Genomic DNA, 18,124 nt, shown 5'->3' with positions numbered 1-18,124 from the left:
GTCGCAAGGGGGAAGAGAAGCGGGATGGGCGGTGCGTGGCGACGAACCAGACGGATCACCCGGGCCGCCTTCCGCCCGGTACGCGGACGGGACCTGTCCCTGCATGCCGCCGCGATCACCTTCTACGGGGGTATCGCGGTGGTGCCGGTGGCGCTGCTGGCGATCTGGCTCACCGCGCTGCTCGCCGGAGGCGACCGGGTACGCCGGCTCACCTCGTACGCCGTGGAGACCCTGCCGGACGCCATCGGCGCACCCCACGCGGTGGCCGCCCTGGTCGACGCCGGAGTGGGTCTCACACCGTGGCTGGCGCTGGCCGCGCTGCTGCCCGCATCGCTCTACGGCGAGGGGCTGCGCCGGGCGTTCGTCTCGGTCGCCGCACCCCGCACCGACGAGCACCTGGTCGGCTGGCGGGGCCGGCTGTTGCTGCTGCCGCTGCTCGCCCCGGCTCCGGCCCTGCTGCTGGCGATCCTGCTGGCGCTGCCGACCACCACCGAGTTGGTGCGGCGGGGCGGCTGGGCGGGGGCGCTCGGCGTGGTGCTGTCCTTCCTGGCGGTCTGGCTGGTGCTCACCCCGGTGCTGCTGTGGGTCTTCCGGGTGGTCGGTCCGGCCTCGCCGGACTGGCTCTCCACGCTGGCGGTCGGGTCGTTCACCGCCGCCAACCTCTCCGGCTTCCTGCACGGGTTCGTGCTGTTCGCATCGCTCCCGCTCGACCTGGGCGTGCCCTTCGGCGGCCTGGTCGAGGTCGGTGCCGCCGTGGCCGTGTTGCTCTGGCTCTATCTCTTCCACGTGATCGTGCTGGCCGGCTACTCCGCCACCCTGGCGCTGGCCGACTGGCGTACCCGCCGCGCCACCCGCACCGAGGTGTCGCCGGCAGCATGATCGGCTCGGCCCGGACCAGGTACGGACGGGTTAGGGTGCGGGGATGAGGGATGAGGTTCCGGGTCGCGCGGACGTGGTGGTCGTCGGTTCCGGACACAACGGGTTGGTCTCCGCCATCCTGCTGTCCCGGGCCGGTCTGGACGTGCTGGTGTTGGAGGCCGCCGAGGTGATCGGCGGCGCCACCCGCACCGAGAACCCCTTCCCCAAGGTGCCCGGGCTGCGCCACTCCACCGGGTCCTACCTGCTCGGGCTGATGCCGCCGGAGTTGCTGGCCGCGCTCGACGTCCGCATCCCGGTGCGCCGCCGGGACCCGCACTACTTCCTGCCCACCCCGGGCGGCGTCGGGTCGCCGTACCTCCTCTTCGGCACCGACGCCGCCGCCACCCGGGCCCAGCTCGCCGAGTTCTTCTCCCCCGCCGACGTGGCCGCCGACGACGCGTTGCAGGCGGAGCTCGCCGCCCTGCGCGCCGACCTCGCCCCGGCCTGGCTGGCTGAGCCGCTGCCCGCCGAGGACACCGCCGACCGCTACGTCCGGCCGGAACTGCGCCAGGTCTTCGTCGACCTGGTACGCGGCTCGGTCGCCGACTACCTGGCCCGCTTCGAGTTCCAGTCCGAGCTGCTGGTCAGCATGTACGCGGTCACCGACGGCCTGTCCGGGCTCAACGCCGGACCGGACGACCCGGGCACCGGGCACAACTTCCTGGTGCACAACATGTGTCGGCTGCCCGGCTCGGACGGCACCTGGATGATCGCCGAAGGTGGGATGGGCACCGTCTCGCGGACCTTCGCCGACGCGGCACGGGCCTCCGGCGCCCGAATCGTCACCGGCACCCCGGTCACCGCGATCACGCTCGACGGCGGTGCCGCCTCCGGTGTCGTCCTGGCCGACGGGCGGCAGGTCGACGCCGAGGTGGTGTTGGGCGCCTGCGACCCGTACCGGCTGATGGCGCTGCTGCCCGACGGCGCGTTGCCGGTCGCCCTCGGCGAGCGGATGACGGCGGTCCGACGCACCGGCACCACGCTCAAGCTCAACCTGGCGCTGCGCGATCTGCCCCGCTTCTCCTGCCTGCCGCCGGACGCGCCCAGTCCGTTCGGGTCCACCATCCACCTGTTGCCCGGATCGGCGTCGCTGGCCGGTGGCGGGGGCGAGTCGCCGATGGCGGCGCTGCGCGCAATGTGGGCCGACGTGCAGGCCGGGCGGCTGCCGCAGGAGCCGACCATCGAGTGGTATCTGCACACCACCGTCGACCCGTCCCTGGCCGACCCCGACGGGCACCACTCGTCGGCGCTGTTCGTGCAGTCCGTGCCGTACGACCTGGCCGACACCACCTGGGACGCGGCGCTGCCCGGGTACGTGGCACGGCTGGTGGAGATCTGCGAACGGTACGCCCCCGGCACCGGGGACCTGATCGCCGACGCGGTGCCGCTGCCGCCGCCCGGCATCGAGGCGCACTTCGGCATCACCGGCGGGCACATCCACCACGTCGACAACACCGTCTCGTTCACCGACCGGATGCCGTACGCGACCGGTGTCGACGGGGTGTACGCGGGAAGTGCAGGCTGTCACCCTGCGGGCAGCGTGATCGGGGCCGCCGGCCACAACGCCGCTCAGCGCATCCTCGCCGACCTGGGCCGCTGAGCAAGGAAGGGCACCCTACTAACGCCTGGTGTATAGCAGGGGGCCCTTCCTCACACTCAGGCTCAGTCCGTCGGGCGCAGCGCGCGGTACGCCGCCCACGGGACGCTGGGCCGTTGCCAGCCTCGCCGCTCCAGGTAACGACGGGTCGCGGCCCGGGTGGTACGCACCGTGCGCAGCGAATCCGTCATCCGGGCCCTGTGCCGGGCGGCGGGCTCGATCAGTCTCCGGGGTCGCAGCGTCCAGCCGTCGGCGCCGCGGACCAGTTCACCGCGCACGTTGGCGTTGTGCAGGTTCCACAACTGTGCGTCGTGCCGATGGACCAGCAGGGACGCGGTGCCCTCGACCGGGTCCACCCCGTCCGGCACCACCACCCGGTAGCCGTCGGCCCCGGCGGTCGCGGTGGTACGCACCAGCAGCGGTGCGCCGGCAGCGTCGCGGGCCGCCAGCACCACACTCGGGTACGCCGCCAGCACCTCGGCCCCGATCAGCGCCCCGTCCCCGTCCCCGTCCTCGGCCGACGCCTCGCCGACGTGAGTGCTCGACAGCGGACGACCGGCTTCGGTGCTCGGCAGCGGGCGGGTGGTCACCTCGGTCGGGGTGACGGTGATCAGCAGCCGCATGAAGTAGAAGTCGGTGAACATGGTCGCCGGCCAGTCGAGGTACTTGCGGCAGTTCGGCTGACGCTGGAACATCCGGGTCCAGAATTCGGCCAGATCCCCGGTCGGCTCGGTGTGCACCTCGTCCGGGCAGTGCGCGGTGCCGCGTACCAGGATCTGCTCGGGTTCGGTCAGCCCACTGGCCGTCGGGTCGGAGAAGAGCAGCGCCACCCGGCCGTCGCGGCGCACGTTGAACGCCTTCTGCGGATAGCCCAACGAGGTGGTGAGCAGGATGGTGCCGTCCGGACGGAGCAGCCCGGACGTCGGCCAGGCGACCGGTGTCCCGTCCTTGGCGAGCGTCGCCAGCTCACAGGTGCGGTACGCGGAGATCGTTGAGCCGAGCGCGGATTCGGGCACGATGACGCCGGAGGACGGTTGCATCCCGGAATCGTAGTCATCGTCGCAATTCGGCAGTTACGCCGCCCGGCCGCCGGTCTGAGGTGTGTAAGGAAGGGTCCCCTGCTAACGCCCCGTGTATAGCAGGGGACCCTTCCTTACATCGGTCAGCTTGCGGGCTGGACGCTCTCCGGGGTCTCCTCGCCGACCCGGTGGGCGCGGACCTTGTGCCCGACGCTCGTCAGGCAACGGCCACTCGGCAGGTCGAAACGCCAGCCGTGCAGTTGGCAGGTGAGCTGGTCGCCCTCGACGATGCCGAACCGGCTCAGGTCGGCCTTCAGGTGCGGGCAGCGCCGCTGCACCACCCAGTCACCCAGGGTGATGTCCTCGGCGTCCACCGCCCGCTCGTGCTCGTCGTACCAGCCCTCGGCGTACTGGAGGCGCTCGGTGGAGAGGCACTTGAAGAAGGCGTACACGAACTCGTTGTACTGGCCGATCCGGGCGGCCGAGAAACGACAGGAGAGGAAGAGCGAGTTGACCCAGTCCACCTCACCGATGTGCAGCAGGTGCTCGACCAGCGCCCGCTCGGTGCGGAACCGGTAGCGCACCTTCTCGTCCGCGTACGGCCGGACCTGCTTGCCGGGGAAGTCGACCACGATCGACTCGATGCTCTCGCCGTCGTAGCCCACCAGGTCGAAGCGGACCGGGCCGCCGACACCCTTGGCGAGATAGATCGACTCGTCCAGCAGCGGCTCAATCCGGCGCTTCATCTCCTTGAGCACGTCCACCTCGGGGTGCCGCCAGGATGCCTTCTCCGCCTCGATCACCGGCCGCTTGCGCTCGCGCATCTCCTCCAGGTGCGCGACCTTGCCGGCGAAGAACTCCTCGACCGGCACCGGGTGGGTGGTGGTCGCACCCTCGGTGGTCACCTCGGAGACGCTGCCGGGCAGCAGCACGATGCCGTTGGTGCCGCCCACCTTGGCGTACTCGCTCAGGAAGACCGACTGGTCGGGGAAGATGTTGCCCTCGTCACCGAAGATGTCGTTGAACTGCCACAGCTCGTCGTCGAGGAAGCACGGCGGGCCGGCGATCGGGAAGACGTGGTCGGCCTTGAGGTCGTCGATGTAGCGCCAGGTGCGGTCGAACTGCCGGTCCCGCTTCTGCTTGCCGAACGCGGTCTTCGCCGACTGCGGCAGCTCGTACACCATCGGGTACCAGATCGCGCCGGAGAACTGGAGCAGGTGTGCGTGCACGTGCCCCAGCTCGGCGAAGGTGCTCAGGTCGGTGGGGCGGGCGTCGTTCTGGTTGAGCAGCCGGACGCCGTCGTACTCCACCCAGAGCGAGGAGTCACCGATCGGGCCGTCGGTCGGGCTGGTCAGCGCCTGGATCATGATTTTCAGGCCACCGTCCAGCTCGTACACCTCCTCGTTACGGGTCTTCAGGAACTTCGTGAAGCCCAGCGCCCGGAACTCGTCCTCCATCTCCGAGGTGGGGAACTCCGGCAGCAGCACGGTGGCCTTCTTCGACACGTACCGCTTGAGGTGGGCCGCGTCGAAGTGGTCCCGGTGCAGGTGCGAGACGTACAGGTAGTCGACGTCGCCGAGGGTCTCCCAGTCGAGCAACGAGTTGTCCGGGAACGGGAACCAGGAGGCGAAGTAGGCCGGGTTGACCCACGGGTCGCACAGGATGCTGCCCGCAGCCGTGTCGATCCGCATGCTGGCGTGGCCGGTACCGGTCACTCGCACCGCAGTTCCCCCTCAAAAACGACAATCAAGGTGTACGTCAGAACGCTACCGGAGGCAGTCTGGTCTCCGCCCCGCGACGCCGCCATAGTCGCCCGCCCCACCCGGCCGGGCCGAAGGTCCCGAGGTCGGCACAGCAGGCGTCCGGCTCCGCGTATCCGCCCCACCGCAGGTCCCCTCCCGGGTGGCGTGCCAGACTAACCGGAGATCCGAACGCGAGGAAGGACCGACAGTGGCGGGAAGCGAGCCGGTAACGTCGCCAGACCAGCACAAGCCCGGGCACCGCAAGGCCGGGCGGATCGGCGCGGTCCTCACCGCGTTCGCGATGCTGGCCATGCTCTGCGGCAACCACGAGGGCAGGGTCGAGGACCTGTGGCTGGTCGGGGTCGCCGCGCTCCTGCTGCTGATCGTGATCGGCGACGCGGTGCTGCGGCGCAACGGCCTGCGTTCCTGAGGCGTCCGGTCGACACGACGTACGACGAGGGCCCGCCCCTTTCGGGGGACGGGCCCTCGTCGTGTCGGGGGGCCTCAGCGGCCGAAGAGGATGTCCTGCACGTTCTTCAGCGCGGCGTCGACCTCGGCCTCGAAGTAGCCGCCCTGCACCAGCCCGAACCGGAGCGTGTCCAGGTCCTTCGGGTTGACCGGCATCGGGTTCCGGCCGGCCATGCCACCGAGCAGGGTGTCGAAGAAGCGGTCCACCTGGTCCGGGTCGTACCCGCTGCCGAAACGACGCACCTGGAAGCTGCGCCGGATCTCGTCCACCCGGTAGAGGTCGCTGCCGGGCGGTCCGGCCATCGGCGGACCGGCCATGGCCGGCGGGCCACCCAGCGACGGCACACCCATCGACGGGCCGCCGATCGCCTGCTGAGGAAGCCCGGGCGGGCCACCCTGCGGGCCACGACGCGGCTCCCGGTCCGGCATCCGGATCTCCGCGGTCATGTCGGTCCGGCCGTGGCGTCCCGCCTCGAAGCCGTCGAACCGCTGCTGGTCCGGCGGGCCGTAGCCACCCCGGCCCTCCGGCGGACCGTATCCGCCCGGACCGTCCGGCGGACCGTAGTCCGGCGAGCCGTACCCACCCGGGCCGTCCGGCGGACCGTAGCCGCCGCGCCCCTCCGGCGGGCCGTAGCCACCGGGACCGGCGGGCAGGCCACGCGACGGCGGGCCGCCGTGACCCATCTGACCACCGGGCGGGCCCATCGGGCCACCGGGCCCTGTCGGACCGCCACCGCGCGGTCCGTCGTACCCGCCACGCGGCGAGTCGTACCCGCCGGCGAAGGCGCCGGTCGGTTCGTCGTAGCGACCGTAGGGGCCGGCCTGCGCCGGCATCGACCGGGGCGGCATCGGCGGCTGCGGCACCGGCGCCATGCTCCGTTCGTCACGCATCGGCGGGCCCATCCGGTCGGGCGGCCCCATCCGATCCGGCGGGCCCATCCGGTCGGGCGGGCCCATCCGGTCGGGCGGCCCCATGCGATCCGACGGCCCCATGCGATCCGACGGGCTCATCCGATCCGACGGGCCCATCCCGGAGTCGCTGCCCCGGACGCCACCCGTGCCGCCGCGCTCCTCCAACTCGGCCAGCTGCCGCTCGACCCGGTCGAGGTGCAGGTCGACCTGCCACTCGTCGTAGCCGTTGAAGCGGACCCGGAAGACGACGTCGTGGACCTCCTGCGAGACCACCGGGGCACCGACGGGCTGACCCGCGAGAGTCGCCTCGACCCGGTCCAGGAAAGCGTCCACCTCGTCAACCTTGTAGCCCCGGCGGAGCGCCTTACGCCGGAAACGCTGACCCTGACTCGCCACTATGTCTCCTGGTCTCGTTCGCCACGCCCGGTCACGCTGACATCTCCCCGGCCGGGTCGGTGCCCCTGTCCTCAGCGGCAGCCAACTGCCCACACGCCCCGTCGATCTCGCGACCTCGGGTGTCCCGCACCGTGGTGGACACCCCGGCGTCGCGCAACCGCCGGACGAACTCCCGCTCGACCGGCTTCGGGCTGGCGTCCCAGCGGCTGCCCGGAGTCGGGTTGAGCGGAATCAGGTTCACGTGGGCCAGCTTGCCGGCCAGCAACCGCCCGAGCAGGTCCGCTCGCCACGGCTGGTCGTTCACGTCCTTGATCATCGCGTATTCGATCGACACACGACGCCCTGTCCGGGCCGCGTAGGCCCAGGCCGCCGCCAGCACCTCGGACACCTTCCAGCGCTGGTTGACCGGCACGAGTTCGTCGCGAAGCTCATCATCGGGCGCATGCAGCGACAACGCAAGGGTCACCGACAGGTCTTCGCTGGCCAGCCGGTTGATGGCCGGCACCAGGCCGACCGTGGAGACGGTGATGTGACGCTGCGACAGGCCGAGACCCTCGGGAGCCGGCGCGACCAGTCGACGGATCGCCGCGATCACCCGGTTGTAGTTCGCCAGCGGCTCCCCCATGCCCATGAACACCACGTGCGAGAGCCTCGGCGGTGACCCGGCGACCACGCCGGAGGCCGCCACCCCGGCCAGGTACACCGCCTGGTCGACGATCTCGGCGGTGGACAGGTTGCGGGTCAGCCCGGCCTGGCCGGTGGCACAGAACGGGCAGGCCATACCGCACCCGGCCTGGCTGGAGATGCAGACGGTGACCCGGTCCGGGTAGCCCATCAGCACGCTCTCCACCAGCGAGCCGTCGTGCAGCCGCCAGAGCGCCTTTCGGGTCGCCCCGTCGTCGCAGGCCATCTCGCGCACCGGGTCGAGCAGCCGGGGCAGCAGCCGGTCGGCCAGCCGGTCACGGGACGCCGCCGGCAGGTCGGTCATCAGTGCCGGGTCACGCACCAGGCGACCGAAGTAGTGGGTGGAGATCTGGCGAGCGCGGAACGCCGGCTCACCCAGCTCCGTCACCAACTCCTTGCGACCGGTCAGGTCGAGGTCGGCGAGGTGTGTCGGGGGCATCGCCGCCCGGCGCGCGCCGGGCGCGTCCGGGTCGACCGGGATCAGGGGCAGACTCGTCATGGCCCGTCCAGTCTGGCACGCCCGCCGAGGAACGCACCCGTCCGGAGGCAGCGCATCCGCTGCGACCCCCTGCGCGACCCGGGCACGCCGGCCTGGTCCATGCCTCAGTTCACCGCCGGCACGAAGACCACGAGCAGCAGGTACGCGGTCGGCACCGCGAACAGGACCGAGTCGAGCCGGTCCATCAGACCACCGTGCCCGGGCAGCAGGTTGCTCATGTCCTTCACGCCCAGATCCCGCTTGATCATGGACTCGGCGAGGTCACCGACGACAGCCGCCACCGAGATCGCCATCCCGAACACCGCACCCCACCAGGGAGCCACGTCGAACAGCAGCCAGAGCAGCACGGCGCTGCCCAGGGCCGCGGCACCCAGCGAGCCGACCAGGCCCTCCCAGGACTTCTTCGGGCTGATCGTGGGTGCCATCGGGTGCTTGCCGAAGTTGGCGCCGGCGGCATACCCGCCGGTGTCGGAGAGCACCACGGCGACCAGGGTCACCAGCACCCGCAGCGGGCCGTCCCCGGGCGAGGAGGCCAGCAGCGCGGCGAAGCCGCCGAGGAACGGCACGTACACCGCGATCAGGGTGGCCGCGGTCATGTCCCGCCGGAGACCGCCGACGCCGTCACCGAGCCGCCAGACCAGGGTGCCGGCGAGCGTGACCAGCAGGCCGAGCAGGAGCGCGTCCAGGCCGGCGAACCAGGCCAGGGTGACGGTGAGCACGCCACCGGCGATCATCGGGACCAGCGGGACCCGGGCGCCGCCCCGGCGTACCGCCCGGGACATCTCCCAGATGCCCACGCCGTAGGCCGCCGCGATCAGCAGCAGGAACGCCGGGGTGTAGAGGAACAGCGGCAACAGGACGGCGGCGCCGAGGCAGACCCCGACGGTGATCGCGGCCGGCAGGTTCCGGCCGGCGCGGCTCGGCGTCTGCTGGCTCGCCGGACGGCCGGCGCCGGCTCGCCGCCGCCCCCGGTGGCGTCGGGCCTGCGCCGGGTCCGCGTCGGGTTCCGGTGCCTCGTCGGCCGGCACCGGGGCGAGCTGCGTGGTCGGCGCGTCGTCGTGCGCCGGACCGTCGCCGAGGCGTACCGGTGCGAGCTGGGTCGTCGGCGCGTCCTCGTGCTCCAGGTCGCGGCGTCCGTTCCCGTCGGCCCGGCGAGGGGAACCGTCACGCGCGTGGTCCGGGTCGTCGTACGGGTCGGCCGACTCGTCGTACCGGCCGGGGACGTCACGGTCGTCGTACGGCTCGGGTCGGCCGGCGAACCCGGTCCCGGCCGGGCCCCGGTCCTCGACGGGCCGGGCGTACGGGTTGTCGGCCGGCGGGCGCGGGCGGGTGCGCGGCTCGGCGGAGAGTTCAGCTCCGGGGCGCGGGCCGCGCGACCAGGGGCCGGGTTCGAGATCCGGATCGGGCCAGGGCAACGAGGTCGGCCGATCGGGGCTGTCCCAGCCGCGGGCCTCGGCGCCACCGTAGGGGTCGAGGTGGGACATCACGCACCGGACGACAGCGGTACGAGATCCACCACTTGACGCACAGCCACTACCATCCCCTACCCGCGCGAGGCGCTCCGTCTGATTCGCCGGCCGGTAAGCCGGTTGATCTCCACCGTTCACCCCCGGGTCGCCGGGAATCGTGCCGAGCCTACTGCACCGGGAGGCTCCGCAGGACGCACCAGTACCCACCGGCCGCCTCGTCGATCATGAGCTTGTCGTACCGGTCGGAGGGCCGGATGGCGACGACCCCACGATCGACGAGGCCGGGCGTACGAGCCGGAGGCGGCTGCGGATCAGACCTCCAGCAGCTCGGCTTCCTTGTGCTTGACCAACTCGTCGACGTGTGCCACGTAGCGCTGGGTCACGTCGTCCAGCTCCTTCTCCGCGCGACGGCCGTCGTCCTCGCCGACCTCGCCGTCCTTGACGAGCCGGTCCAGCTCTTCCTTGCCCTTGCGACGGATGTTGCGGATGGCGATCTTCGCCTCCTCGCCCTTGTTCCGGGCGACCTTGATCATGTCGCGGCGGCGCTCCTCGGTCATCTGCGGGAGCAGGATGCGAAGCTGGTTGCCCTCGTTGTTCGGGTTCACCCCGAGGTCCGAGTCGCGGATCGCCTTCTCCATGGCGTTGATCTGCGAGTTGTCGTACGGCTTGATGATGGCCATGCGTGGCTCGGGAACGCCCACGGACGCCATCTGGGTCAGCGGCGTGGGGCTGCCGTAGTAGTCGATGATGATCTTGGAGAACATGGCCGGAGTGGCGCGACCGGTGCGGATGGCACCGAACTCCTCCTTGGCGTGCTCGACCGCACGCTCCATCTTCTCCTCGGCCTCGAGGAGGGTGTCGTCGATCACCGCTCTCCTCGCCTCCTTCTTGTGCTCGTCGTGGGCTTGTCGGGTCACCGGGACGGACCGCCGAGGTCACCGTCGACGGTCGGGTCAGGTGGTGATCAGCGTGCCGATCTTGTCCCCGCCCACCGCGCGGACGATGGTGTCGTCGCCCTGCGCGCCGAAGACCAGCATCGGTAGTCCGTTCTCCATGCAGAGGCTGAAGGCAGCCGCGTCGGCGACCCGCAGGTTGCGGCGCAGCACCTCGGAGAAGGTGATCGCGTCGAACTTGCTGGCGGTCGGATCGATCCGGGGGTCGGCGCTGTAGACGCCGTCCACCCCGTTCTTGCTCATCAGCACCACGTCCGCGTGGATCTCCAGCGCACGCTGCGCGGCGGTCGTGTCGGTGGAGAAGTACGGCATGCCCGCTCCGGCGCCGAAGATGACCACGCGGCCCTTCTCCAGGTGCCGGATCGCCCGCAGCGGAATGTACGGCTCGGCCACCTGCGCCATCGTGATCGCGCTCTGCACGCGGGTCTCGATGCCCTCCTTCTCCAGGAAGTCCTGCAACGCGAGGCAGTTCATCACGGTGCCGAGCATGCCCATGTAGTCGGCCCGAGCGCGGTCCATGCCGCGCTTCTGCAACTCCGCGCCGCGGAAGAAGTTGCCGCCACCGACCACCACCGAGACCTGCACACCGCGGCGGACCACGGTGGCGATCTGCCGGGCGATGGCCTGGACCACGTCCGGGTCCACCCCGATCTCGCCGCCGCCGAAAACCTCGCCGGAGAGCTTCAGCACCACCCGGCGGGCCCGACCGGGCGGCGGTGCCGTCGGGTCTTCCACCGCCAGCGTCGGGTCACTCACAACCTGCGTCATCCGCCCGTCCTTCCCCCACTGCCGCGCCCGGGTGCGCACATCTGCCGTTGCCGACCTTATGGGAAGAGGAGACCGCGGTGTGTCTCGCGTACACCGGCGGCCTCCTCGTCGTGTCGTTGCCCAGCCCGGGCGCGTACGCCCGGCCGGAGGTCAGGACTGGCCGACCTCGAACCGCACGAAGCGGGTGATCTCGATGCCGGCCTCGGCCAGCACCTGCTTCACCGTCTTCTTGTTGTCGGTGACCGACGACTGCTCCAGCAGCACGAAGTCCTTGAAGAAGGAGTTGACCCGCCCCTCGACGATCTTCGGCAGCGCGGCCTCGGGCTTGTTCTCCTCGCGGGCGGTCTGCTCGGCGATGCGCCGCTCGGACTCGACGACCTCGGCCGGCACCTCGTCCCGGGTGAGGTACTGCGGGCGCATCGCGGCGATCTGCATGGCGGCGCCACGGGCGTCGGCGTCGCCGGCCTCGTCGGCCTTGCCGGCGTACTGCACCAGCACGCCCACCGCCGGAGGCAGGTCCTGGGCCTTGCGGTGCAGGTAGACCGCGACCGTGCCGTCCAGCTTGGCGAAGCGGTTCAGCACCAGCTTCTCGCCGATCTTGGCGGACTGCTCCTGGACCAGGTCGGCGACCGAGCGGCCGTCGATCTCGCTGGCCAGCAGTTCCTCGGCGTTGCTCGCGCCGGAACGCTCACCGTGCTCGACCAACTGCTGGGCGAGCGCGATGAAGGCGTCGTTCTTGGCGACGAAGTCGGTCTCGCAGTTCAGCTCCAGCAGGGCCTGACCGGAGTGGGCGATGAGGCCGTTCGCGGCCGTCCGACCGGCCCGCTTGCCGACGTCCTTGGCGCCCTTGACGCGCAGGATCTCGACGGCCTTGTCGAAGTCGCCCTCGGCCTCGGTCAGGGCCTTCTTGCTGTCCATCATGCCGGCGCCGGTCAGGTCGCGGAGCTTCTTGACGTCCGCCGCGGTGATCTGGGACATGGCTCTCTCTTCGGTGTTGGGACTGCGGGTGAAATGGACTGAGGTGACGATTACCCGGTTCCGAGAGGTTCGTGCCCGGTCTGCCCGCCGCCGGCCACCGCCGTCAGGGACGGACGGTGGCCGGCGGCGGTGCGGTCACTGACCGGCGACGGCGGCCGGCTGCTCGGCGGGCTGCTGCGGCTCGGCAGCCGCCTGCGGCTCGTCGGCCTTCTTCGGCTCCTCGAGCAGCTCACGCTCCCACTCGGCCAACGGCTCGTCGGTGGCCACGCCGGCCTCCGGCTTCTCGTCGCCGCCCCGGCGACGACCGGAGCGGGCGATCAGACCGTCGGCGACGGCGGCGGCGACGACCTTGGTCAGCAGCTCGGCCGAGCGGATCGCGTCGTCGTTGCCCGGGATCGGGAAGTCGACCTCGTCCGGGTCGCAGTTGGTGTCGAGCACGGCGATCACCGGGATGCCCAGCTTGCGGGCCTCGTCGACGGCGATGTGCTCCTTCTTGGTGTCGACCACCCAGACCGCGGCCGGGAGCTTCTGCATGTCCCGGAGACCACCCAGGGTGCGGGTCAGCTTGATCTTCTCGCGGGAGAGCTGCAGGGTCTCCTTCTTGGTGTAGCCGGCGGCGGTGCCGCTGAGGTCACCGAGGGCCTCCAGCTCCTTCATCCGCTGCAGCCGCTTGTACACCGTCTGGAAGTTGGTCAGCATGCCGCCGAGCCAGCGGTGGTTCACGTACGGCTGGCCGACCCGCGTCGCCTGCTCGGAGATCGCCTCCTGGGCCTGCTTCTTGGTGCCGACGAAGAGGATGCTGCCGCCCTCGGCCACCGTGTTGCGCACGAACTCGTACGCCTTCTCGATGTAGTCGAGGGTCTGACGCAGGTCGATGATGTAGATGCCGTTACGCTCGGTGAAGATGAAGCGCTTCATCTTCGGGTTCCAGCGCCGGGTCTGGTGCCCGAAGTGAACACCACTCTCCAGCAGCTGACGCATGGTCACGACGGCCATGGTTCGCACTCCTTGCGGTCCCTGGTTGTTCCGCCCGACCGGCGGTCGGGCATCCTGGCGCCCGGTCGCCGGCCATGACGGGCCCGACACGGTCGGGACCAGGGAGGCCGTCGCCCCACGACGATTCGTGGAGAGGGCACGCGAGGTCGACCGCGCGAGGCGGTCGCCAGTCGCTCAGTGTACGCGCCCTTCCCACCCCGCCACGCCCGGGTGCAAGGAAGGGCCCCCTGCTAACGCCTCCGGTATAGGACGGGCCCCCTCCTTACACCCGTCCTTACACCCCTCCCCGCACCCGTCAGGCGGCGGCCAGCGCGGCGGTGAGGAAGAGCGCCAGGCCGACGGTCAGGTAGGCGGTGGGCGGACGCAGCCAGCCCCGCGCCCCGTCGCTCAGCGAGAAGCCGGTGGTCCGCAGCCCGTAGAGGCCGGCCGCGAAGATCGGCAGGCCGATCATCAGCACCATGCCGGTCAGCACGTCGGCGGCGGAGACCGGATCGGCGGTGACGCCGTGCAGCAGCACCAGCAGGGCGGGCACCTCGAAGACCGCCACCAGCACGGCGAACAGCACCGCGAGCACCGGACGACGCGAACGGTAGACACCGTCACCGGCCGGCAGCCCCGGCTGCGTCGCCAGCGCCTGGTAGCCGGCGGTGGCGGAGTCGACCGGGTACGCGGACTCCGCACCGCCGCCCGGGAAACCGGACCCCGCACCACCGGCGGGGTACGCGGACCCCGCACCACCGGCGGGGAAGCCGGTGCCCGTGCCGCCAGGCGGCGAGTTGGTGCCCGTACCGACGGTCTGGTGTGCGGCGGCCGGGTCGGCCAGCGACTCGGCGGCACCGCCGATCGGGTAGGGGTGCTCGGTGTTCGGCAGGTCCGTCCGGGCCGCCACCGGCGGCATCGGCCCGGTCGGCATCTCCAACGGGTTCGCCGCCTCCGCCGACCGCTTGGCCTCCACGATCGGGTACCCGCCCAGCGGTGCCGGCCGGGTCGGGTCGGTCACCGGCAACGCTCCGCCGGAGGTCGGCGTCGCCTCCCGGGCGGCCCGGCGACCGGGACGGTCGGACGGCAGTTCACCGGAGATCTCCGGGTCGACGGCGGCGTCCGGCCGCCGGAAGCGTGACGCCCGGTAACGCTCGGTCTCGGCCGGGGCGTCGCCGAGCGGGTCAGGGGTGCCGAAGCGGCGCGGTGAGCCGTACCGGTCGTCGTCGTCCGCCCGCTGCTCGGGAGCGGTCAGGGGATCGTCGTCGCGGTACCGCGACTCCGAGGTACCGCGCCAATCCGGGTCGCCGTAGCCGCGGTCGCGTTCACCCGGGTACCAGCGCGACTCCTGGTCGTCGGCAAAGCTGCGTCGTCCGTCCACGTCGGCACCGTATGCGACCGACCGGGTGTACGCCATTCCCGTCCCGCGCCTGGCCAGAGGCCATGTGCCATTTCGACCAGGTACGCAGAGTAACGGCCGGATTCGTGGATTAGCGCACGCCTAGCACACGAAAGGCATGATCGTCTGGTCGTCCACAGCCCCCTCGGTTGTCCACAGGCCGCGGCGACGGGGTCGCCCCGGCAGCACGTACGGGCGCAGGGTGCCGGCATGACCAAGCGGAACCAGGCGGTCGGCGGCTACGGGGAACGGTGCGCCGTCCGGCACCTGATCGAGACGGGCCTACGGCCGGTGGAGCGGAACTGGCGCTGCCCCTCCGGAGAGATCGACATCATCGCCTGGGACGGGCCGGTACTCGCCTTCTGCGAGGTGAAGACGCGCCGTACCACCCGCTTCGGCAGTCCCGCCGAGGCCGTGGTGGCGAAGAAGGCTCGTCGCCTGCGCCGGCTCGCCGCCGCCTGGCTCGCGAGCACCGGCACCACCGCCGACGAGATCCGCTTCGACGTCCTCTCGGTCCGGCTGCCCGCAGCCGGCCGGGCCCGGGTCGAACACCTCAAGGGCGCCTTCTGATGGCGCGCACGTCTCCGGTGGGTCTGCGATGAGCTACGCCCGGGTGCTCTGCGTCGGCCTGGTCGGGGTGACGGGACACCTGGTGGAGGTGGAGGCGGATCTCGCACCGGGCCTGCCCGGAGTGGTCATCTCCGGGTTGCCCGACACCGCACTGCACGAGGCGCGTGACCGGGTCCGGGCCGCAGTGGTGAACTCCGGCCAGCGCTGGCCCAACCGGCGGATCACCCTGAACCTGCTGCCGGCCACCCTGCCCAAGTTCGGCTCGGCGTTCGACCTGGCGATCGCGGTGGCGCTGCTCGGCGGCTCCGGCGAACTGCCGCTGCTGCCGCTTCACGGCGTGGCGATCCTCGGCGAGTTGGGGCTCGACGGCACGGTACGCCCGGTCCGGGGCGTCCTGCCGATGGTGGCCGCGGCGGCCCGGGCCGGTGTCGACCGGGTGATCGTGCCGGCGGGCAACGCGGCCGAGGCAGCCGTGGTGCCCGGCCTGCGGGTGCGGGGGGTGGACAGCCTGCACCGGCTGGTCTCTTTCGTCCGCGACGGCCGACCACTGATCGAACCGCCGGCCGACGACGCACCGGAGACGGTCACCGGCCCGGATCTCGCCGACGTCGCCGGGCAGGGGCTCGGCCGACGGGCGCTGGAGGTGGCCGCCGCCGGTGGACACCATCTGGCCTTGATCGGGCCGCCCGGCGCCGGCAAGACCATGCTGGCCGAACGCCTGCCGTCGATCCTGCCCACGCTGGACGACGACGCCGCGTTGGAGGTGACCGCGCTGCACTCGGTCGCGGGCCTGCTGCCGACCGGCGGGCGGCTGATCCGTCGGCCACCGTTCCAGGCCCCGCATCACACCGCCACCGTGCCCTCCATCGTCGGTGGCGGCGCGGGGCTGGCCCGGCCCGGCGCGATCTCCCTCGCCCACCGTGGGGTGCTCTTCCTCGACGAGGCACCCGAGTTCAGCAAGCCGGCGCTGGAGGCGCTGCGCCAGCCGCTGGAGCACGGTCGGGTGTTGCTGACCCGCAGCCGGGGCGGTGCCGAGTATCCGGCCCGGGCCCAACTGGTGCTGGCCGCCAATCCCTGCCCGTGTGCGAACCCGGCCGGCGACGACCGGTGCGAGTGCGCGCCGGTGGCCCGCCGCCGCTACCTCGCCCGGCTCTCCGGTCCGCTGCTCGACCGGATCGACCTCCAGGTGCGCCTGCCACCGATGCGGGCGGCCGAGCTGATGGAACCGGCCGCGCACGAGTCCTCGGCGGTCGTCGCCGCGCGGGTCGCCGCCGCACGGCAGGCCGCGGCCGGACGGTGGGCGGCGGTGGGGCGTCGACTCAACTCGGAGATACCCGGGCCGGCCCTGCGCCGCGCACCGTGGCGGCTGCCCAACCCGGTCACCGCCGACCTGCGCGCACGACTGGACTCCGGGTCGCTGTCCGCCCGGGGCTTCGACCGGGTGATCCGGCTCGCCTGGACGATCGCCGACCTGGACGGGCGGGCCCAGCCGGACCGGAAGGACATCGCCGAGGCCATCACACTCAGGACGGGAGAGGGCACGTGAACACGCACGAGGAGTCGCGGCTGGCGCGGGTGGCGCTGACCTGGCTGGCCGAACCGGGCACCCGCTCGGTCTACCGGTTGGTCGCCGAGATCGGGCCGGTGGCCGCACTGGACCTGCTGCTCGACGGCGGGGCACCGCAGGAGGGCCTGCGGGACGCCGTGGCCGCGCGGACCCGGGCCGGTGATCCCCGGGCCGTCGCCGCCGAGGCGCTGCACCGCACCGACCGGCTCGGTGCCCGCCTGGTCACGCCCGACGACGACGAGTGGCCGACGACCGTCGAACAGTTGCGCCATCTCCGGCTGGAGCTGCCCGGCAAGCAGCGTCGGGTCGACATCGAGACGGATCCGCCGCTCTGCTTCTGGGTACGCGGCGGGTGGCGGCTGGACGAGACGTTGGAGCGGTCGGTGGCGGTGGTGGGGGCACGGGCGGCCACGCCGTACGGCATGCACGTCGCCACCGACCTCGCCTACGGGCTGGCCGACCGGGAGTGGACGGTGGTCTCCGGCGGCGCGTACGGCATCGACGCCGCCGCGCACCGGGGCGCCCTGAATGCCGGCGGGTTGACCGTCGCGGTGCTCGCGTGCGGGGTGGACCGGCCGTACCCGCTGGGCAACACGGCGCTGTTCGACCGGATCGCCGAGACCGGCCTGCTGGTGAGCGAGTGGCCGCCGGGGGCCGAACCGTTGCGTCCGCGCTTCCTCATCCGTAACCGGGTGATCGCCGCAGCCACCCGGGGCACCGTGCTGGTGGAGGCGGCGGCGCGCAGCGGTGCGACCCAGACCACCCGGCGCGCGCTCGCCCTGAACAGGCGCGCGATGGTGGTGCCCGGACCGGTCACCTCGGCGATGTCGGTCGGCGCGCACGAGATCCTGCGGGAGGATCCGGCGGCCCGGCTGGTGACCGGGTTGGCCCAGGTGCTGGAGGAGGTGGGCCCGATCGGTGACCTGGCGCCGGTGCCGCGCGGTCCGGAGCACCCCGCCGACGCGCTCGACGACGACGCCAGGTCGATCCTGGAGGCACTGCCCCGACGCGGCACCGTCGGCGTGGACGACATCGCCGCGAGGGCCGGTCTGGCCGTCCGCACGGTGCTGCGGACGTTGCCGATGCTTGTGGAGCTGTCCCTCGTGGTGCGACGCGAGGACGGGTACGCCCTGGCTCACCCGGCTGGCCGGACGCCACGGTCCCGGTGAGCCGGCGAGGCCGTCCCCACCCGACGCGAGCGTCCCGCCGG

At 72.0% G+C, this 18,124-nt stretch carries 16 protein-coding genes; 6 read left to right on the top strand and 10 right to left on the bottom strand.

Features of this window, described 5'->3' with window-relative positions:
• Window positions 1-24: 24 nt before the first annotated feature.
• A complete protein-coding gene (locus ACQVFL_RS07175) occupies window positions 25-879 on the top strand; it encodes a YhjD/YihY/BrkB family envelope integrity protein (protein WP_431728992.1) in 855 nt (284 codons plus the stop codon).
• Window positions 880-922: 43 nt separating this feature from the next.
• Window positions 923-2,518: a phytoene desaturase family protein gene (locus ACQVFL_RS07170; RefSeq protein ID WP_431728991.1), complete on the top strand. Its 1,596-nt coding sequence runs from the start codon at window positions 923-925 to the stop codon at window positions 2,516-2,518.
• Between the two features lie 62 nt (window positions 2,519-2,580).
• Here the strand turns inward: ACQVFL_RS07170 and ACQVFL_RS07165 are convergent, their stop codons facing one another.
• Window positions 2,581-3,555: a pyridoxamine 5'-phosphate oxidase family protein gene (locus tag ACQVFL_RS07165; RefSeq protein ID WP_396691703.1), complete on the bottom strand. Its 975-nt coding sequence runs from the start codon at window positions 3,553-3,555 to the stop codon at window positions 2,581-2,583.
• A gap of 122 nt (window positions 3,556-3,677) precedes the next feature.
• Complete coding sequence (locus tag ACQVFL_RS07160) at window positions 3,678-5,255, bottom strand: Rieske 2Fe-2S domain-containing protein (RefSeq protein ID WP_396691704.1); 1,578 nt, start codon at window positions 5,253-5,255, stop codon at window positions 3,678-3,680.
• A 229-nt stretch (window positions 5,256-5,484) separates the two neighbouring features.
• Here ACQVFL_RS07160 and ACQVFL_RS07155 point away from each other — a divergent pair, with 229 nt between their 5' ends.
• The gene (locus ACQVFL_RS07155) at window positions 5,485-5,706 is read left to right on the top strand and encodes a DUF2631 domain-containing protein (protein WP_350693698.1); all 222 of its coding nucleotides are present in this window, start codon (window positions 5,485-5,487) and stop codon (window positions 5,704-5,706) included.
• A gap of 74 nt (window positions 5,707-5,780) precedes the next feature.
• On the opposite strand, the gene ACQVFL_RS07150 is transcribed toward ACQVFL_RS07155, so the two are convergent.
• From ACQVFL_RS07150 to ACQVFL_RS07115, 8 genes are all read right to left on the bottom strand, one after another.
• The gene (locus tag ACQVFL_RS07150; protein WP_431728990.1) at window positions 5,781-7,052 is read right to left on the bottom strand and encodes a DivIVA domain-containing protein; all 1,272 of its coding nucleotides are present in this window, start codon (window positions 7,050-7,052) and stop codon (window positions 5,781-5,783) included.
• A 31-nt stretch (window positions 7,053-7,083) separates the two neighbouring features.
• Window positions 7,084-8,235, bottom strand: coding sequence for a 23S rRNA (adenine(2503)-C(2))-methyltransferase RlmN (gene rlmN / locus ACQVFL_RS07145; RefSeq protein ID WP_431728989.1), 1,152 nt, complete (start codon window positions 8,233-8,235; stop codon window positions 7,084-7,086).
• Window positions 8,236-8,339: 104 nt separating this feature from the next.
• A complete protein-coding gene (locus ACQVFL_RS07140; protein ID WP_396691707.1) occupies window positions 8,340-9,719 on the bottom strand; it encodes a phosphatidate cytidylyltransferase in 1,380 nt (459 codons plus the stop codon).
• 296 nt (window positions 9,720-10,015) lie between these two features.
• On the bottom strand, window positions 10,016-10,573 hold the full coding sequence (gene frr / locus ACQVFL_RS07135) for a ribosome recycling factor (RefSeq protein ID WP_131057263.1): 558 nt from the start codon (window positions 10,571-10,573) through the stop codon (window positions 10,016-10,018).
• A gap of 84 nt (window positions 10,574-10,657) precedes the next feature.
• Window positions 10,658-11,425 (bottom strand): UMP kinase, encoded by a 768-nt coding sequence (gene pyrH / locus ACQVFL_RS07130; RefSeq protein WP_396691708.1) that lies wholly within the window; start codon window positions 11,423-11,425, stop codon window positions 10,658-10,660.
• Window positions 11,426-11,575: 150 nt separating this feature from the next.
• Window positions 11,576-12,403, bottom strand: coding sequence for a translation elongation factor Ts (gene tsf, locus ACQVFL_RS07125; RefSeq protein ID WP_396691709.1), 828 nt, complete (start codon window positions 12,401-12,403; stop codon window positions 11,576-11,578).
• A gap of 135 nt (window positions 12,404-12,538) precedes the next feature.
• Entirely contained in the window at window positions 12,539-13,399 is an 861-nt protein-coding gene (gene rpsB / locus ACQVFL_RS07120) for a 30S ribosomal protein S2 (protein ID WP_396691710.1), read from the bottom strand.
• A gap of 295 nt (window positions 13,400-13,694) precedes the next feature.
• A complete protein-coding gene (locus tag ACQVFL_RS07115; protein WP_431728988.1) occupies window positions 13,695-14,759 on the bottom strand; it encodes a hypothetical protein in 1,065 nt (354 codons plus the stop codon).
• A gap of 228 nt (window positions 14,760-14,987) precedes the next feature.
• On the opposite strand from ACQVFL_RS07115, the gene ACQVFL_RS07110 reads away from it, so the two are divergent.
• Genes ACQVFL_RS07110 through dprA form a run of 3 tightly spaced genes read left to right on the top strand, consistent with a single transcriptional unit; the run spans window position 14,988 to window position 18,083 of the window.
• Window positions 14,988-15,347: a YraN family protein gene (locus ACQVFL_RS07110; RefSeq protein WP_396691712.1), complete on the top strand. Its 360-nt coding sequence runs from the start codon at window positions 14,988-14,990 to the stop codon at window positions 15,345-15,347.
• Between the two features lie 28 nt (window positions 15,348-15,375).
• Window positions 15,376-16,893 carry a YifB family Mg chelatase-like AAA ATPase gene (locus ACQVFL_RS07105; RefSeq protein WP_396691713.1) on the top strand — a complete coding sequence of 506 codons (1,518 nt, stop codon included), beginning with the start codon at window positions 15,376-15,378 and terminating at the stop codon, window positions 16,891-16,893.
• Window positions 16,890-18,083 carry a DNA-processing protein DprA gene (dprA, locus tag ACQVFL_RS07100; RefSeq protein ID WP_431728987.1) on the top strand — a complete coding sequence of 398 codons (1,194 nt, stop codon included), beginning with the start codon at window positions 16,890-16,892 and terminating at the stop codon, window positions 18,081-18,083. The genes ACQVFL_RS07105 and dprA overlap by 4 nt, the downstream gene beginning before the upstream one ends.
• The last annotated feature ends 41 nt before the right edge of the window (window positions 18,084-18,124 follow it).

Source organism: Verrucosispora sp. TAA-831 (assembly GCF_050780145.1).
In the GTDB taxonomy this organism is placed as follows: Bacteria; Actinomycetota; Actinomycetes; order Mycobacteriales; family Micromonosporaceae; genus Micromonospora.
This window is presented reverse-complemented; position numbering and strand designations above follow the sequence as displayed.

Excerpts from the sequence above, each read along its gene's own strand:
- pyrH (WP_396691708.1), bottom strand. The coding sequence starts at position 11,425 with ATGACGCAGGTTGTGAGTGACCCGACGCTGGCGGTGGAAGACCCGACG.
- ACQVFL_RS07110 (WP_396691712.1), top strand. The coding sequence starts at position 14,988 with ATGACCAAGCGGAACCAGGCGGTCGGCGGCTACGGGGAACGGTGCGCC.
- rpsB (WP_396691710.1), bottom strand. The coding sequence starts at position 13,399 with ATGGCCGTCGTGACCATGCGTCAGCTGCTGGAGAGTGGTGTTCACTTC.
- ACQVFL_RS07105 (WP_396691713.1), top strand. The coding sequence starts at position 15,376 with ATGAGCTACGCCCGGGTGCTCTGCGTCGGCCTGGTCGGGGTGACGGGA.
- ACQVFL_RS07140 (WP_396691707.1), bottom strand. The coding sequence starts at position 9,719 with ATGTCCCACCTCGACCCCTACGGTGGCGCCGAGGCCCGCGGCTGGGAC.
- tsf (WP_396691709.1), bottom strand. The coding sequence starts at position 12,403 with ATGTCCCAGATCACCGCGGCGGACGTCAAGAAGCTCCGCGACCTGACC.
- ACQVFL_RS07170 (WP_431728991.1), top strand. The coding sequence starts at position 923 with ATGAGGGATGAGGTTCCGGGTCGCGCGGACGTGGTGGTCGTCGGTTCC.
- ACQVFL_RS07175 (WP_431728992.1), top strand. The coding sequence starts at position 25 with ATGGGCGGTGCGTGGCGACGAACCAGACGGATCACCCGGGCCGCCTTC.
- rlmN (WP_431728989.1), bottom strand. The coding sequence starts at position 8,235 with ATGACGAGTCTGCCCCTGATCCCGGTCGACCCGGACGCGCCCGGCGCG.
- ACQVFL_RS07165 (WP_396691703.1), bottom strand. The coding sequence starts at position 3,555 with ATGCAACCGTCCTCCGGCGTCATCGTGCCCGAATCCGCGCTCGGCTCA.